The 16,145-nt window shown below is 37.6% G+C and carries 16 protein-coding genes; 7 read left to right on the forward strand and 9 right to left on the reverse strand.

Annotation, left to right across the window (positions count from 1 at the left end):
- Positions 1-163 precede the first annotated feature (163 nt).
- The 4 genes from FG27_RS00600 to FG27_RS19495 all read left to right on the forward strand — a co-directional run bounded on the left by FG27_RS00600 (position 164) and on the right by FG27_RS19495 (position 3,397).
- Positions 164-1,129, forward strand: coding sequence for an IS110 family transposase (locus tag FG27_RS00600; RefSeq protein WP_037321858.1), 966 nt, complete (start codon positions 164-166; stop codon positions 1,127-1,129).
- Between the two features lie 311 nt (positions 1,130-1,440).
- On the forward strand, positions 1,441-2,145 hold the full coding sequence (locus FG27_RS00605; RefSeq protein ID WP_369794080.1) for a tyrosine-type recombinase/integrase: 705 nt from the start codon (positions 1,441-1,443) through the stop codon (positions 2,143-2,145).
- A 2-nt stretch (positions 2,146-2,147) separates the two neighbouring features.
- Positions 2,148-3,272, forward strand: a complete 1,125-nt coding sequence (locus FG27_RS00610) for an IS91 family transposase (protein WP_037314187.1) — start codon at positions 2,148-2,150, stop codon at positions 3,270-3,272.
- Between the two features lie 2 nt (positions 3,273-3,274).
- On the forward strand, positions 3,275-3,397 hold the full coding sequence (locus tag FG27_RS19495; RefSeq protein WP_255351501.1) for a hypothetical protein: 123 nt from the start codon (positions 3,275-3,277) through the stop codon (positions 3,395-3,397).
- Between the two features lie 168 nt (positions 3,398-3,565).
- On the opposite strand, the gene FG27_RS00615 is transcribed toward FG27_RS19495, so the two are convergent.
- Genes FG27_RS00615 through FG27_RS00625 form a run of 3 tightly spaced genes read right to left on the reverse strand, consistent with a single transcriptional unit; the run spans position 3,566 to position 4,810 of the window.
- The gene (locus FG27_RS00615; RefSeq protein WP_037314190.1) at positions 3,566-3,994 is read right to left on the reverse strand and encodes a protein-export chaperone SecB; all 429 of its coding nucleotides are present in this window, start codon (positions 3,992-3,994) and stop codon (positions 3,566-3,568) included.
- A gap of 2 nt (positions 3,995-3,996) precedes the next feature.
- Positions 3,997-4,239, reverse strand: coding sequence for a hypothetical protein (locus tag FG27_RS00620; protein WP_037314192.1), 243 nt, complete (start codon positions 4,237-4,239; stop codon positions 3,997-3,999).
- A 1-nt stretch (position 4,240) separates the two neighbouring features.
- Complete coding sequence (locus FG27_RS00625; RefSeq protein ID WP_037314195.1) at positions 4,241-4,810, reverse strand: hypothetical protein; 570 nt, start codon at positions 4,808-4,810, stop codon at positions 4,241-4,243.
- Between the two features lie 687 nt (positions 4,811-5,497).
- Here FG27_RS00625 and ltrA (FG27_RS00630) point away from each other — a divergent pair.
- Positions 5,498-6,760: a group II intron reverse transcriptase/maturase gene (gene ltrA, locus FG27_RS00630; protein WP_037314197.1), complete on the forward strand. Its 1,263-nt coding sequence runs from the start codon at positions 5,498-5,500 to the stop codon at positions 6,758-6,760.
- A 111-nt stretch (positions 6,761-6,871) separates the two neighbouring features.
- Here the strand turns inward: ltrA (FG27_RS00630) and FG27_RS00635 are convergent, their stop codons facing one another.
- The 3 genes from FG27_RS00635 to FG27_RS00645 form a co-directional block, all read right to left on the reverse strand.
- Complete coding sequence (locus FG27_RS00635; RefSeq protein ID WP_156101169.1) at positions 6,872-7,279, reverse strand: hypothetical protein; 408 nt, start codon at positions 7,277-7,279, stop codon at positions 6,872-6,874.
- A gap of 289 nt (positions 7,280-7,568) precedes the next feature.
- Complete coding sequence (locus FG27_RS00640) at positions 7,569-8,483, reverse strand: AraC family transcriptional regulator (protein ID WP_037314203.1); 915 nt, start codon at positions 8,481-8,483, stop codon at positions 7,569-7,571.
- A 9-nt stretch (positions 8,484-8,492) separates the two neighbouring features.
- Complete coding sequence (locus FG27_RS00645) at positions 8,493-9,371, reverse strand: NAD(P)H-binding protein (RefSeq protein WP_037314205.1); 879 nt, start codon at positions 9,369-9,371, stop codon at positions 8,493-8,495.
- A 757-nt stretch (positions 9,372-10,128) separates the two neighbouring features.
- On the opposite strand from FG27_RS00645, the gene ltrA (FG27_RS00650) reads away from it, so the two are divergent.
- Complete coding sequence (gene ltrA, locus FG27_RS00650; RefSeq protein ID WP_037314197.1) at positions 10,129-11,391, forward strand: group II intron reverse transcriptase/maturase; 1,263 nt, start codon at positions 10,129-10,131, stop codon at positions 11,389-11,391.
- A gap of 133 nt (positions 11,392-11,524) precedes the next feature.
- Here the strand turns inward: ltrA (FG27_RS00650) and FG27_RS00655 are convergent, their stop codons facing one another.
- From FG27_RS00655 to FG27_RS00665, 3 genes are all read right to left on the reverse strand, one after another.
- Entirely contained in the window at positions 11,525-11,914 is a 390-nt protein-coding gene (locus FG27_RS00655) for a RidA family protein (protein ID WP_037321860.1), read from the reverse strand.
- Between the two features lie 173 nt (positions 11,915-12,087).
- Positions 12,088-12,651 (reverse strand): Crp/Fnr family transcriptional regulator, encoded by a 564-nt coding sequence (locus FG27_RS00660; RefSeq protein ID WP_037314208.1) that lies wholly within the window; start codon positions 12,649-12,651, stop codon positions 12,088-12,090.
- 202 nt (positions 12,652-12,853) lie between these two features.
- Positions 12,854-14,077, reverse strand: coding sequence for a hypothetical protein (locus FG27_RS00665; RefSeq protein ID WP_037314212.1), 1,224 nt, complete (start codon positions 14,075-14,077; stop codon positions 12,854-12,856).
- Positions 14,078-14,813: 736 nt separating this feature from the next.
- Between FG27_RS00665 and ltrA (FG27_RS00670) the strand changes: the two genes are divergently transcribed.
- Positions 14,814-16,076 carry a group II intron reverse transcriptase/maturase gene (ltrA, locus tag FG27_RS00670; RefSeq protein ID WP_037314197.1) on the forward strand — a complete coding sequence of 421 codons (1,263 nt, stop codon included), beginning with the start codon at positions 14,814-14,816 and terminating at the stop codon, positions 16,074-16,076.
- Positions 16,077-16,145: the final 69 nt, after the last annotated feature.

Raw genomic sequence — 16,145 nt, forward strand, 5'->3', positions numbered from 1 at the left:
AAAGAGAGGAGTAAGGTTATATGAACCGTAGGAACTTAAGATTCCGTCAACATTGATAATCCCCTCTCTTTTCTACTTTAATTTCGTTTAGTTCTATGAGACGTGGATCTCGTTTTTAAGTCGATGAAAACCAAAGTAGGTGTCCTTTCTTAATCAATTTCTTATGAATAAAAATAATCAAATTTATGGAGTAGACATCAGTAAAGGAGTATTTGATGTGGTCAACTCCACGGGAGAACATTTTCAATTCAAAAATAATGTCTCAGGCTTTAAAAGTTTTTTAAAGATTTTAATAAAAGAAGATCTGGTGGTTATGGAAGCTACGGGATATTACCATTATAGGTTAGCACAATTTCTTTATGAGAAGGGGATCAAGGTCTCGGTAGTAAACCCTTTGTCTGTGAAGCGTTTTATCCAGATGAAATTATCAAAAATTAAGACTGATAAGTCTGATGCCAAAGCGATATGTGAATATGCTAGCACCAATGAAGTTCCTTTGTACACAGCAAGAGACAAGAGTCAGGCCGAGGCTCTGCAAATACTTCGTTTAATAGCTATCTATACAAAGCAGAGTACCGCTTTAAAGAATAAACTTCATGGAGAAAAGGTACTTGGTAAACCTTCAAAAGTAGTTTATCACTCGCTCAACCGATCGCTTAAAGTATTGCAAAATGAGATAAAAACTTTGGAGTCCAGATTAACAGAGATTGTTAAGGATGATCAGCAAAAACAACTGACGCTTCTAAAAAGTATACCTGGATTGGGTAATAAAACAGCCATAATGTTAATAGTGTTAACCCATGGTTTTACCAGCTTTGAGGACGCAAGTCAATTATGCTGCTATGCTGGAATTACGCCAACCATCCGTGCCTCTGGATCTAGTGTACGAGGTAAGAGTAGGATCAGTAAAATAGGAAATCCAAAACTTAGAAATCTACTCTTTATGTGCAGTTTTACAGCCTGCAAACACAATAAAGCCTGTAGGGATATCTATGAACGAATAATAGCCAAGGGTAAAAGTAAGAAGCTTGCGCTTATTGCTGTATGTAATAAACTATTAAAACAGGCATTTGCTGTGGCTACATCAGGTTTACCATACGATGAAAATTATGCGTCAAGATTAGGATAAAATGCTTGGAAGTTAGCTTAGTTCTTTGTTGAACTAAACCTAAAGGTAGCTTCAAGAGATCGCTAAATCACTATTCACTACCTTTAGGTATTGTGTAATTAATTCATTGAAAGTTATGAAAAAAAAGTAGTACCCTCATTGAAAGGGCCTGTAATTCTGTACCCGAGTTTGATCAGCTGTACCGTAAATTAAAGCGTTCCGTAGCACTCGCCGGCAAAAGCCAAAGTACCCTTACCAACTATGCCCGCTGCCTTGCGCATATGTCCCTCCATTTTAAATGTAGTCCCCTGGACCTCGATGAAGAACAGGTTTTGGACTACTTGCACCTTCTAAAATCCCAGCACAAAACACCATCGGACAGTTTCTTTAAGCATACGGTCTATGGTCTTCGCTATGCCTATCGAATCTCCGGGATGAAAGCGATGCGGGTCATGCTACCTTCCATTGAACGGCCCCACAAACTCCCGGTGGTGTTAAGCCGTAGCGAGATTAAACAACTGCTTAAAACTCCCAAACTTCTCAAACACCGGTTGGTACTGGCAATGCTTTATGGCTGCGGCCTTCGCTGCTTCGAACTTCGTGGCTTGCAACTCAAAGATCTGGATTTTGATCGTAAGATGCTTCACATCCGCCAGGGCAAAGGCAGAAAAGACCGCTATGTTCCTTTATCCCAGATGCAAATCCGTGGCCTAAAAAAATATATCGCTGCAGACCATCCTACCACCTGGTGTTTTAATGGCAACGACAGGAAAGGTGATCCAGCCCAGTTATCTGCCATGGGGGTGCAATGGATCGTTCGGGAAGCCCGTAAACACAGCGGGATCCAGAAAGATATCACTACCCATAGCCTTCGGCACAGTTATGCCACCCACCTTTTGGAGATGGGATTGGATATTATCAGTGTCAAAGATTTACTGGGACACGCAGATATCCAAACCACGCTCACCTACCTTCACGTGGCACAACTCGGTAGGCAGAAGCCGTTCAGTCCGCTTGATCGGCTCTACAAGGAGTAGCCGTGAAACCTGCTGCTCACGAGGTGGCCCAGGTACTGGAAAGGAACACGGAATCTTTATCCAAATACTGTTACAACAGCTGGCAGGCAAGAACCCTGCACGCCTTGCGTAAATGCCGCACTGCTGCCCTGGGTGGCCATATCGACCGCTGTAACAACCCTTCCTGCCATAGGCTCCATCTTAGTTATAATAGTTGCCGGAACCGCCATTGTCCCAAGTGCCAGGGACATAAAAAGGAGGAATGGATCCGGGCACGGGAAGAAGAACTCCTAAACGTGCCTTACTTCCACGTGGTCTTCACATTGCCATCAGCGCTCAACCGCCTATGCCTGTACGAACCTAAAAAAATGTATGGCCTACTCTTCAAATTAGCCTGGCAGGTGGTTCAGGGTTTTTCATCGAACCATAAATTCCTGGGTGCCAAACCGGGGATGATCGCCATCCTGCACACCTGGGGGCAAAACCTTTCTTTACACCCACACCTGCACTGTATTGTTCCCGGGGGTGGTATTGCTCAAAGCGGTCAATGGAAATCTGCAAAAAGCAAAGGTAAATACCTGTTCCCGGTTAAGGCTATGAGCACCGTTTTTAGGGCTCGTTTTGTGGCTTCCCTTCGCAAGGAACTGGAACCGCAATCCAAAGACTTCTACGAAAGCCTTTTTAAAAATGATTGGGTAGTTTATTGTAAACAACCCTTTTTAGGTCCAGCCCAGGTGGTGGAATACCTCGGTCGCTATACCCACAAGATCGCCATCAGTAACCACAGAATTAAAAACCTGGATAATGAAAGCGTTATATTTGCTGTAAAGGACTACCGCCACGGGGGAAGAAAATCCTTGTTGCGTTTATCCGATGCAGAATTCATCAGGCGGTTCGCGCTTCACATACTTCCCAAAGGATTTGTTCGCATACGGCATTATGGAATCTTGAGTTCCTATCATAAAAAAATTACACTTACCCAGCTACAGAAAAGACTGGGACGAGTACAACTCACAGAGCGTAAACCACTTCAACACCGCCTGTGCCCGGTATGCAAGAAAGGAAAATTGGTGACCCTTACTACCTTTACCCCGCGAGGCCCACCAGGATACTGGATGGAAAAACTAAGAAAACAATCAAATAAATAAGTATGAAAAACGATCCTTCCGGGCGTAACAGGAAACCTATGGCTCAAAACGATCAAAATTGTATTAAATCCTATAAGTACCAGGGAAAAACCATAGTAAAAAGCAGCTTGACCTTAGGTCAATAGCCAAAAGCCGATATCTTGCATAGAGGCTAGGTTTACTATCCGACAAATACTACCTCCTAAAAACAGACTAATCCCCATATATGGCTGACCGGCAAAGAACCGGTTTAGTCAACAGGGCGTTCATGTTCGGCCGTTCCGGCCACACGAACGCTTAGTTATTGGCAACAGTTATAAAGAATTCTCTTGTTGATTTGATTGATCTTCTTGATCCTTTTGAGAAGCTAACTGTACAAAATTTATTGAAGGAAGTATAATAGGATCGTAGCCACTATTCAATGTTAAGTTTGATATATAGGTACGAACATACGGGAAAGCAATTGCAGGAGCATTGATTGATACAAAGGATGATTTTTGAAAATCATCATCTATATCTTCTTCTGTACTAAAGTGGGCTGTAGCCTTAAGATTTAAGCGAAACTTATCATCAGCACTTTTCAATTTAATATCGAAATTAACTGCAAATGCCTTGTTGTTATCTGAAGCAAAACTACTTCCAATGCCAAAGGAAGTTTCTAATTCGTGAGTTACCTCTGGATCATAAGTATCTACTTGATAGTCTAAATTAGTAAACTGTATTCTACCTAAACGGATTTGCATTATTACGCTGCTGTGGGAAAGTTTATATTATTTGAATGTTTTTCTACGTCAATAAGTTCTTGTTTGTCATTTGATTGTTTAACAACATTAAACTCATTGAGTTTAATAAAAACCTTTTGACCTTTTTTAAGACGTTCATCCCTTTCTCTTTCTTCGGCAAAAGTTAACCACTCCGAAATATCTTTATCTGATAAAGAGTCTAGGATTGAATTAAAACCTTTTCTTAGTTCTTCTATGTTCAACATCTTAGTTTAGTTTGTCTAAATGTAGGACAAAATTATGAATATTATTTTTATTAAATATTACTATTTGGATTCTCTTATGATAATAGAAGAATTTTAGCTTACTATTTTCTTCATATTCTACGACAGAATACTTTCTATTAGGCCTTCTATTAGGATTAGTAGGAAGATCATCATAGATAATACCGGTAACACCTAATTTTGTCCAAAACTTATCTCTTAAAAAGTCGTGAACCCTTTGAAGAGTTACAGTTTTATCAGCATCTTTAAATCTTTGAATTGCGTTTTCAACACATTCTTTAAAAAAGAAATAGTGATCTGCATCAAATGTACAATTCAAACATTGAGAAGTATCTAAATTAGCTTTATAAATGTCATAATAGCCAGTTTCTTTCTTTTTAAAATCTTCACCCCAATAATGTGCAAACGTTATGTCTGTCCAAAAGTAGTATCCAATTCCTAACCAAGAATTTATTGATTTACACCTTTCAGGTAGTGTTAGCTTTTCATCTGTGCAGTATTGAGTATGAAAACCAGTGATATATGGTTTTTCATCAATAGTAACTGTCTCCATTAATCTTTGTTCGAATTCTTCTGCAATATAATAATAATCGGATGCTTTCTAAATAATTGTTGCCAACGGTTACGGTTACCGCAAGTTGCGGGAGTTGGGATGCGGACTTGTCGGCTTAACCATTTTCTTTCCTGATTTCTAAAATTACACTTTTTCGATATAACCCGTTATTTGCGGTGAACCGATGTGTGTGCCCAGCATGGGCATCTTTTCTTTTACCGAAAGGTAAAAGATTAATCTAAAGGGTGCAAGTCCCTTATGGGCAGGGGTGACGCCTTGAACCATTAGTAAGCCGCAAGGTTGCCAACTGCGAAGTTGGGACTGAAGGAAGCGGGACTACAAACCCTGGTGCTGACGAACAGGAACCGGATATGAGGCTACAAGGTTGGATGAGCAAGCACATCATTGTGATGTCCTAAACATTTCTTTCGAAATGAATACCGAAGTAGTAGATCCGGCAGGAATCAGGGGAAAGAAGATGTTCTTACCTGGGGAGATCTCCATAGCCACGGGATGGCTTGATGGAGAAGTCAGCCGAAGTCATAGTAGCCGGTCACCTGATAAGCCGGTGAAGGACTGAACGATAATGGTCTTTAATGAACCTTGGAGTTATTTTATGTTACGGATAGCCTTCCGGTAGAATAATAGCCTTCGATCAAGCGAGACAACAAATTTGTTTTAGTATTAATGATTAAAGAATTAACAAGTAAAAAGAACCTAAACCAAGCCTTCCGTCAGGTGTATCGCAACAAAGGAGCAGCAGGTATAGATAACGTCCAAATAACAGGACTCCAATCTATTCTAAAAGCTCACGGTAAACAATACGCCCGGCAGATAGAACGAGGGGAATATCAGGTGGCTCCAATACTGGGAGTTGAAATACCAAAAAGCAACGGGAAGAAACGTTTACTCGGTATTCCCACGGTTGTCGACAGGGTATTTCAGCAAGCATTACATCAGGTTTTGCAACCAGTATTTGAGCCAGCCTTTCAAAATTATAGTTATGGATTCAGACCAAACCGCAATGCCCATCAAGCCGTTGCACAGAGCCTTGAAAATATCAATTCTGGCTACCAAAACATCGTCGATATTGATTTAAAGAGCTTCTTTGATGAAGTGGCCCACGATGTACTGTTAGACTTGATATTCAAAAAGGTAAAATGCCGGGCTACTTTAAAGTTATTGCGGTCATTTTTAAGAGCTCCGATACAAATTAACGACAAGTTGCATAAACGCAGGAAAGGAGTCCCGCAAGGTTCTCCCTTAAGTCCTTTGCTCTCCAATATTCTGCTCAATGAGCTGGATAAAGAACTGGAAAAGCGAGGACACCGCTATGTAAGATATGCCGATGATTTTAGTATTTACGTTCGAAGTAAACCCGCTGCGAAACGCGTAGGTAATAGTATCTACAAATTTCTCCGGGACAAACTCCGGCTTCCAATCAATAGGGAGAAAAGTGGCATACGTAAACCTTTAACCTTTAAGGTATTGGGATTTGGTTTTGTACCAACCTACAAGAAAGGAGAAAAGGCCAAATACCAGCTTGTGGCAGAAGCGTCAAAATGGGAAATATTTAAGTCAAAACTTAAATATATTACCAAAAAGACAATTCCTGCAAGCTTTGAAGAACGTATCCACAGCATCAACTTATTGTTAAGGGGCTGGATCAATTACTTTAAACCGGCATCCATTCAGGGAAAGCTTAAGAAGCTGGAAGAATGGCTAAGGAATCGTTTACGGTATTGCATCTGGCATCACTGGAAAAAGCCCGAACGAAAACGGAAAAACCTTATTCGATTGGGTATTAATCCAGATCAAGCCTATGCCTGGAGTCGCACCCGAATGGGCGGCTGGGCTGTAGCCCAGAGTCCTATCTTGCGTACCACTATTACCATAAAACGCTTAAAAATGAAAGGTTATGTTGGTTTAATCGAATACTATAATCGATAAGTTTCATTATCGAACCGCCGTATACGAGACCCGTACGTATGGTGGTGTGAGAGGCGCACTCCGTCAATTAACGGCGGAGCCGTCTACTCGATTGGCAAACGTTTTAATCACCTACTCTTTCTTAAAAACTAAATTTGGTCCGTCAACGTAAGATTGACCTAGTATCATTTCTCCATCTATAAAGTTATATATCCATTTAGAGGTGTTTATTTTTACCAATAAAGTTTTCGGGTCATTTGTATTACCACCTAAATAATCTTTTCCAAAGAAATATTCATATTCACCACTTGGATAACCAGCATTTTCTTCTCCAGTAACTTTTAGAGTTCCATTTGATTTAAAATTGTAGATAATATCTTTATCTGAATAATTTATTGAATTTTCTCCCTCGAATCCATAGAACTCAGCTCGCATTAATTTCCAATTTCCAACAATTTCATTGTCTGAATTGGAATCATCATTTTTTGAACAACTTATTAAAGTTGGAATTATCATTAAGATTAGTAAAATACGTTTCATAAATTATAAGTGTTTATATGTAGATGCAATAATAGCCAATTGGTTGCTTTTAAAATGTTTGCCAACGAGTTTGTATATGGCTCGTAGCGTGCAAATTAGCGATTATTTTTCGGTTGAGCACAAGCCAGATTTTTAAATTTTACTATTTATCTTTTTTATTGGAAATCGTCAAATTTAAAAATTTGGCGACTTTCCAAATACGCCTTAACTTCGATTAAGCAACTAATTAGCTATGAGCTATATACGTTGTTATGCGCTGGCTTTCTACGTTCAATTTGTCTAACCAAATTCAATTATAGCTTTTTCTAAATTCTAATGGTGTCATTTCTGTTTTTTTCTTGAATAATTTCCCAAAAGATTGTGGATGTTCAAAACCCAATTCGTAAGCTATTTCATTAACGGACAGCTCGGTAATTGATAGCTTTTCTTTAGCTAATTGTATTATTTTCTCGTGTATAAATGATTTTGTACTTTTTCCTGTGATTGTTTTTAAAAGCCTAGTTAAATAATTTGGCGAGATATTTAGTTTATTAGCTATTTTTTCGACAGTTGGTAATCCATTTAATGCCAACTCTTCGTCACTTAACAAGTCATTTAATACAAATTCAAAATGTTCTAAAATTGTATGATTAGACTTTTTACGAGTGATAAATTGACGTTGATAAAAACGCCTTGAATACGTTAGTAATAGCTCTAAATTAGAAATAATAACGTCTTGACTAAAATTATCAATATTTGAGTTGTATTCTTGATGAATATCTTCCATAATTCGAATAAGCATTTTTTCTTCTTTTTCTGAAAGATGAAGCGCTTCTTTTAATTGATATTCAAAAAAGTCATACGTTTTAATTTTGTTAGCTAAAGCTGTGTTCCACAAAAAATCTGGATGGAAGATAAGCAACCACCCAGAATGATTTAGTTTGCTAGCGTTTTCAACTTCAATAGACATTACTTGATTAGGTGCAACAAATGCTAAAACGCCTTCGTCAAAGTCATATTCTTGTTGTCCATACTTCATTTTACCATCATACAAACGTTTTAATGCGATGCAATAAAAACCGTGTGTAACATTTAAAGAAGTACCAGCTTTATGTTTAACATCTGCAAAATTAATGACACTCACTAACGGATGTAGTGGTTTTGAAAGGTTATTAACTTTATGGTATTCGTTAATACTATTAATATGAACAATTTCTCTTAACATTTATGATGTTTATTTATTATACAATGTAGCAAATTCATTTGCAAAATCTGAAAGACTTTCTCTACCCATTTTAGATGGTTTATTATTGTTGTAATTTTCAGTGAGTCTGCCATTTTCAAGACTGTGATACATTTCAGTAAATAGACTAGCTATATTAGCAGGTATTCCACTTTGTTGCATTCCTTTTTTTACGTCTTCATCTGAGACTATTGTCCACTTCAAATCTGATATCCCAATTGCTTTACCTAATGTAGTTGCAATTTCCTGTCCTGTGTGTTCTGAACTTGCTATATATTTAAACAATTCACTTTTATTGTTTTCCAATTCTTGGGTAGCAATCTCTGCAATGTCTTTTGGTGAAACAAGTGGAAATTTAGTAGAACCATAGTTAGCTAAAATTTGACCTGTATATTTTATCATATCAACATAATTGTTGAGATTATAATAAAAATAAGTCGGTCTTAAAATTGTCAAATTTATTTTCGGTACTTGTTTAATGATTTCTTCTGAAAAATGAGAACCTAATATTGAGCCTGTCCCGTAATTTAGATGAGCTCCGAAACTACTTAAAAGTACAACTCTGTAAACTCTTGTTTTTTCAATTGCTTTCGCGAAGTTCGTACTTATTTGTCTGTAATATTCTCTAATATCAGGTTGTGAGTAATCAGGTGGGTTCATTAAGAAAACAGCATCTGCTCCAGAAAATGCCGAAACTAAAAACTCTGTATCTTGTAAAGAACCTATTAGTGGTTTACCATTTATATTTTCAATTTCCGCCTTTCGCTCTAACGAGTGGCTTATAATAGTTACTTCGTGACCGTTTTTGATAAGATTTTCGGCAAGTGTTTTTCCGATGTTCCCTAGTGAACTTGTAAGTGTTATTTTCATTTTATTTAATATTGTGTTAGCCACAAAGGTTAAATAACGATTATAAACTTATGTAGTCAGATGATGCTATTCACAAGCCAAATCTGATAATTACTTATGTTTGATATTAAGCACGGATTTTTTCAGCTTGCGCATAACGGTCTAGTATAAGAGCAGTAGCGGATTAAAACACTCTTGCTTTTCGGATAACAATATACTAAATTAAACACAATAGCAGTTCAAGTTTGCAACCGAACCGCTATTGCTTTTATACATTGTGTGTGCCCAGCATGGGCATCTTTTCTTTTACCGAAAGGTAAAAGATTAATCTAAAGGGTGCAAGTCCCTTATGGGCAGGGGTGACGCCTTGAACCATTAGTAAGCCGCAAGGTTGCCAACTGCGAAGTTGGGACTGAAGGAAGCGGGACTACAAACCCTGGTGCTGACGAACAGGAACCGGATATGAGGCTACAAGGTTGGATGAGCAAGCACATCATTGTGATGTCCTAAACATTTCTTTCGAAATGAATACCGAAGTAGTAGATCCGGCAGGAATCAGGGGAAAGAAGATGTTCTTACCTGGGGAGATCTCCATAGCCACGGGATGGCTTGATGGAGAAGTCAGCCGAAGTCATAGTAGCCGGTCACCTGATAAGCCGGTGAAGGACTGAACGATAATGGTCTTTAATGAACCTTGGAGTTATTTTATGTTACGGATAGCCTTCCGGTAGAATAATAGCCTTCGATCAAGCGAGACAACAAATTTGTTTTAGTATTAATGATTAAAGAATTAACAAGTAAAAAGAACCTAAACCAAGCCTTCCGTCAGGTGTATCGCAACAAAGGAGCAGCAGGTATAGATAACGTCCAAATAACAGGACTCCAATCTATTCTAAAAGCTCACGGTAAACAATACGCCCGGCAGATAGAACGAGGGGAATATCAGGTGGCTCCAATACTGGGAGTTGAAATACCAAAAAGCAACGGGAAGAAACGTTTACTCGGTATTCCCACGGTTGTCGACAGGGTATTTCAGCAAGCATTACATCAGGTTTTGCAACCAGTATTTGAGCCAGCCTTTCAAAATTATAGTTATGGATTCAGACCAAACCGCAATGCCCATCAAGCCGTTGCACAGAGCCTTGAAAATATCAATTCTGGCTACCAAAACATCGTCGATATTGATTTAAAGAGCTTCTTTGATGAAGTGGCCCACGATGTACTGTTAGACTTGATATTCAAAAAGGTAAAATGCCGGGCTACTTTAAAGTTATTGCGGTCATTTTTAAGAGCTCCGATACAAATTAACGACAAGTTGCATAAACGCAGGAAAGGAGTCCCGCAAGGTTCTCCCTTAAGTCCTTTGCTCTCCAATATTCTGCTCAATGAGCTGGATAAAGAACTGGAAAAGCGAGGACACCGCTATGTAAGATATGCCGATGATTTTAGTATTTACGTTCGAAGTAAACCCGCTGCGAAACGCGTAGGTAATAGTATCTACAAATTTCTCCGGGACAAACTCCGGCTTCCAATCAATAGGGAGAAAAGTGGCATACGTAAACCTTTAACCTTTAAGGTATTGGGATTTGGTTTTGTACCAACCTACAAGAAAGGAGAAAAGGCCAAATACCAGCTTGTGGCAGAAGCGTCAAAATGGGAAATATTTAAGTCAAAACTTAAATATATTACCAAAAAGACAATTCCTGCAAGCTTTGAAGAACGTATCCACAGCATCAACTTATTGTTAAGGGGCTGGATCAATTACTTTAAACCGGCATCCATTCAGGGAAAGCTTAAGAAGCTGGAAGAATGGCTAAGGAATCGTTTACGGTATTGCATCTGGCATCACTGGAAAAAGCCCGAACGAAAACGGAAAAACCTTATTCGATTGGGTATTAATCCAGATCAAGCCTATGCCTGGAGTCGCACCCGAATGGGCGGCTGGGCTGTAGCCCAGAGTCCTATCTTGCGTACCACTATTACCATAAAACGCTTAAAAATGAAAGGTTATGTTGGTTTAATCGAATACTATAATCGATAAGTTTCATTATCGAACCGCCGTATACGAGACCCGTACGTATGGTGGTGTGAGAGGCGCACTCCGTCAATTAACGGCGGAGCCGTCTACTCGATTGGGCATTCGTTTTTTTAATTTTTAATACCTTAATCAAACACTATTTTACTACCGTAACTTCTAATTCTATTTTTAATGTTTCAAAAAGACTTCTTACTTCCAATACAGTACTTGCCTGTTTTATGTTATGTTCAGCTACCCAATTTTGAAAAACATCAAAACAAGTAAATAGCTCTTCAGATGAAGTTGTATAAATGTTTAATCTCACAATATTTTTACATTCATATCCAGCTTCCTTTATAACTCTTTCCAAATTTTCTATAGATTGAATTAATTGGGCTTTCATATCGGAAGTGCTTGATTTCCCATCATCATCTATTGCTGTTTGCCCAGAAATATAGAGTGTGCCTTCTGGCTTTGTAACTTCAACGGCTTGTACATAACTTCTTTCATTTTGCCATTTCCACGGATTAATTATTCGTTTTTCCATTTTTTCTTCTTTTTTATTTTGCGCTAATGTTGACACAGTTGACACAATAGTTAATAATATAATTGCTAATATTTTATTTCTCATAATTGTAATTTTGTTTTTACACTACAAATATTTGAATAATAGCATTAATCGAGCGTGACATACATCACAATTATAAAGAAGTTTAAATATTAAGAGGAAAGACGACTAAGTGTCTCACGCGAAACACCTAAATAAGAAGCTAAAAGAATTTTGGGAACTCGTTGAAATAATAAAGGATATTGTTTAAGAAGTTGTTCATACCTTTCTTTAGCATTTGATGTTAAAAAAGATAAAATTCTATTTTGTGAAGCAATATGTCCTGAGTTAGATTTTTCCAGAAAGAATTGTTTCATTTTGGGTGATTCAGCTGATAATTTTTGATAATTTTTAAAACTTAAGGAAAATACTACAGTGTCTTCAATGCATTGTAAAGACATTTTAGCTTTAGTTTGTGAGAAATAAGCTGAAAAATCACTTTCCCACCAGTCTTCCATTGCAAATGACACAATATGTTGTTTTGCGTTTTTGTCATCGTAAACTAATTTTAAAAGCCCAGTAACAACTAAATAACAATTCTTTACATTTTCTCCTTCTTGAATAATAAAATCATTTTTTTTAAATTTTTCAAATGAGAAATGTGATATAACAAGTGAGAACTCATCATCAGTAAGAGATATTAAATTTTCAATATGTTCTTTTAATTTTTCTTTCATCAAACAAGAATTCTAATTTGGATGCTATGGGTCAAAATGATGCCCAACGGGTTCGCTTATCGCAAGTGTGCGGAATTTAGCACACGGAGTTGTCGGCTTATTGTTTTGTTATTTGGAGTTCTAAGTTATCGATTTTTTTCGAATACCGCATATTTGCGATGAAGCGGTGTTAGCTTTAGTGCGATAGCAGATAAATTTATCTCTAGTATCTGTTTAAATTCATTAATGATTCATTATATGAATTTACTCCGTTTCTCATTTGATTAATATTCATTTTAATTTTATCTAGTAAATTTCCTTTAATATTCGTAATTGTGAATATGGGTGTCAATTCTTTAATTATTTTATTTTTTTCAATGATTCTACTAAAAAATGTTATTTCATTTTTTTCTAGTTTCACATTTTCAATCATAAAATTTGAAAATCCTTCATCATTTAAAAATTCACTTGAGAACTCTAATCTAATTTTATTCTCACTTTCCTCTACTATTTCTCTATACAGTTCACCTTCTGCATCCTTAAATGTCCAGTTAGCACCTACTCTGAATATTTGAGATATTTTAATGTGATTACCCGAATTAACATACAATATCCATCTAGTTAAACCTTCCACAATTTCATTATCTGGTGTATAAAGAAAGGATAATTGTTCTGGAGCAAAATCATTATATAAATAAACATCACCGTTCAAAATATTTGAAAAACTCTCAATGTTTTCAATTTCTCCAACCTCTATAGTAGCGCGATTTCGCTTTTTTTCCTTTATCCAGGCTTTTTGATTAATTCTGTTTGTTGATCTTAGTAAGTCTGCTGCTCCGGCACCACCGCCTCCCGCCATGATTTTTAACCATTGTTTATCAGTCAGACCATCTGCCCCCCGATTTTCTTCAAAATTTTTGACGGAATTTAATTCAGTGTTTATAGAAGAAATTCGTGAAATATAGGGTCTCCCTAATGTGCGTCGATAATCAATAATTTCAAGATAAAAACCCCTGGCATAATTTATATTTTGAATGAAATTATTGAAATCTAAGTAAAGAAGAATATCCTTGTTTTCTAAAGATCTTTGGCTAGATCTTTTTAATTTAAGCAAAGTGCTTTCTCTAAGCTCATTGAATGTTGTACTTATTGTAAAGGACTTAGGTGCTATTTTATTTCCTGAAACGGATTCAAATATATTTTCGGAAACTTTATACATTTCGAATAAAAGCAATTGAAGTTTACTTGATTCAAAATTATTATCTAATTCTTCAGTAATTAATTGATCGGTTATATCGAAATATGCATAACCTAAACTGTCAATAATCCTAGTGATACCATTTTGTTCTGATTGATTTTTTTCCTTTGTAGGATCACTAAAAGGTAACTGAGCAATTCCGTTGTTGAATGCAAATAAGAAGAATATGATCAAACTTTTTTTAAGCATATTCCAATTTACAATTTACTTTTGATTAAACTTTAAGAGCATTAAAGCTAACTGTCTTGTATATGGCTTGTAGCGTGCAAATTAGAAAATTATTTTCAGATTGAGTACAAGCCAGATTTTTAAATTTTACTATTTATCTTTTTATTGGAAATCGTCAAATTTAAAAATTTGGCGACTTTCCAAATATGCCTTAACTTTGAATTAAGCAACTGCCAAGCTATGAGCTATATACGGTGTGTGTGCCCAGCATGGGCATCTTTTCTTTTACCGAAAGGTAAAAGATTAATCTAAAGGGTGCAAGTCCCTTATGGGCAGGGGTGACGCCTTGAACCATTAGTAAGCCGCAAGGTTGCCAACTGCGAAGTTGGGACTGAAGGAAGCGGGACTACAAACCCTGGTGCTGACGAACAGGAACCGGATATGAGGCTACAAGGTTGGATGAGCAAGCACATCATTGTGATGTCCTAAACATTTCTTTCGAAATGAATACCGAAGTAGTAGATCCGGCAGGAATCAGGGGAAAGAAGATGTTCTTACCTGGGGAGATCTCCATAGCCACGGGATGGCTTGATGGAGAAGTCAGCCGAAGTCATAGTAGCCGGTCACCTGATAAGCCGGTGAAGGACTGAACGATAATGGTCTTTAATGAACCTTGGAGTTATTTTATGTTACGGATAGCCTTCCGGTAGAATAATAGCCTTCGATCAAGCGAGACAACAAATTTGTTTTAGTATTAATGATTAAAGAATTAACAAGTAAAAAGAACCTAAACCAAGCCTTCCGTCAGGTGTATCGCAACAAAGGAGCAGCAGGTATAGATAACGTCCAAATAACAGGACTCCAATCTATTCTAAAAGCTCACGGTAAACAATACGCCCGGCAGATAGAACGAGGGGAATATCAGGTGGCTCCAATACTGGGAGTTGAAATACCAAAAAGCAACGGGAAGAAACGTTTACTCGGTATTCCCACGGTTGTCGACAGGGTATTTCAGCAAGCATTACATCAGGTTTTGCAACCAGTATTTGAGCCAGCCTTTCAAAATTATAGTTATGGATTCAGACCAAACCGCAATGCCCATCAAGCCGTTGCACAGAGCCTTGAAAATATCAATTCTGGCTACCAAAACATCGTCGATATTGATTTAAAGAGCTTCTTTGATGAAGTGGCCCACGATGTACTGTTAGACTTGATATTCAAAAAGGTAAAATGCCGGGCTACTTTAAAGTTATTGCGGTCATTTTTAAGAGCTCCGATACAAATTAACGACAAGTTGCATAAACGCAGGAAAGGAGTCCCGCAAGGTTCTCCCTTAAGTCCTTTGCTCTCCAATATTCTGCTCAATGAGCTGGATAAAGAACTGGAAAAGCGAGGACACCGCTATGTAAGATATGCCGATGATTTTAGTATTTACGTTCGAAGTAAACCCGCTGCGAAACGCGTAGGTAATAGTATCTACAAATTTCTCCGGGACAAACTCCGGCTTCCAATCAATAGGGAGAAAAGTGGCATACGTAAACCTTTAACCTTTAAGGTATTGGGATTTGGTTTTGTACCAACCTACAAGAAAGGAGAAAAGGCCAAATACCAGCTTGTGGCAGAAGCGTCAAAATGGGAAATATTTAAGTCAAAACTTAAATATATTACCAAAAAGACAATTCCTGCAAGCTTTGAAGAACGTATCCACAGCATCAACTTATTGTTAAGGGGCTGGATCAATTACTTTAAACCGGCATCCATTCAGGGAAAGCTTAAGAAGCTGGAAGAATGGCTAAGGAATCGTTTACGGTATTGCATCTGGCATCACTGGAAAAAGCCCGAACGAAAACGGAAAAACCTTATTCGATTGGGTATTAATCCAGATCAAGCCTATGCCTGGAGTCGCACCCGAATGGGCGGCTGGGCTGTAGCCCAGAGTCCTATCTTGCGTACCACTATTACCATAAAACGCTTAAAAATGAAAGGTTATGTTGGTTTAATCGAATACTATAATCGATAAGTTTCATTATCGAACCGCCGTATACGAGACCCGTACGTATGGTGGTGTGAGAGGCGCACTCCGTCAATT

Origin of the sequence: Salegentibacter sp. Hel_I_6, from assembly GCF_000745315.1 — a bacterium.
In the GTDB taxonomy this organism is placed as follows: Bacteria; Bacteroidota; Bacteroidia; order Flavobacteriales; family Flavobacteriaceae; genus Salegentibacter.

What these genes read in the sequence shown, in the direction of transcription:
- FG27_RS00600 (WP_037321858.1), top strand. Translation starts at nt 164, where the DNA reads ATGAATAAAAATAATCAAATTTATGGAGTAGACATCAGTAAAGGAGTA.
- FG27_RS19495 (WP_255351501.1), top strand. Translation starts at nt 3,275, where the DNA reads ATGAAAAACGATCCTTCCGGGCGTAACAGGAAACCTATGGCTCAAAAC.
- FG27_RS00615 (WP_037314190.1), bottom strand. Translation starts at nt 3,994, where the DNA reads ATGCAAATCCGTTTAGGTAGAATACAGTTTACTAATTTAGACTATCAA.
- FG27_RS00620 (WP_037314192.1), bottom strand. Translation starts at nt 4,239, where the DNA reads ATGTTGAACATAGAAGAACTAAGAAAAGGTTTTAATTCAATCCTAGAC.
- FG27_RS00625 (WP_037314195.1), bottom strand. Translation starts at nt 4,810, where the DNA reads ATGGAGACAGTTACTATTGATGAAAAACCATATATCACTGGTTTTCAT.
- ltrA (WP_037314197.1), top strand. Translation starts at nt 5,498, where the DNA reads ATGATTAAAGAATTAACAAGTAAAAAGAACCTAAACCAAGCCTTCCGT.
- FG27_RS00635 (WP_156101169.1), bottom strand. Translation starts at nt 7,279, where the DNA reads ATGAAACGTATTTTACTAATCTTAATGATAATTCCAACTTTAATAAGT.
- FG27_RS00640 (WP_037314203.1), bottom strand. Translation starts at nt 8,483, where the DNA reads ATGTTAAGAGAAATTGTTCATATTAATAGTATTAACGAATACCATAAA.
- FG27_RS00645 (WP_037314205.1), bottom strand. Translation starts at nt 9,371, where the DNA reads ATGAAAATAACACTTACAAGTTCACTAGGGAACATCGGAAAAACACTT.
- ltrA (WP_037314197.1), top strand. Translation starts at nt 10,129, where the DNA reads ATGATTAAAGAATTAACAAGTAAAAAGAACCTAAACCAAGCCTTCCGT.
- FG27_RS00655 (WP_037321860.1), bottom strand. Translation starts at nt 11,914, where the DNA reads ATGGAAAAACGAATAATTAATCCGTGGAAATGGCAAAATGAAAGAAGT.
- FG27_RS00660 (WP_037314208.1), bottom strand. Translation starts at nt 12,651, where the DNA reads ATGAAAGAAAAATTAAAAGAACATATTGAAAATTTAATATCTCTTACT.
- FG27_RS00665 (WP_037314212.1), bottom strand. Translation starts at nt 14,077, where the DNA reads ATGCTTAAAAAAAGTTTGATCATATTCTTCTTATTTGCATTCAACAAC.
- ltrA (WP_037314197.1), top strand. Translation starts at nt 14,814, where the DNA reads ATGATTAAAGAATTAACAAGTAAAAAGAACCTAAACCAAGCCTTCCGT.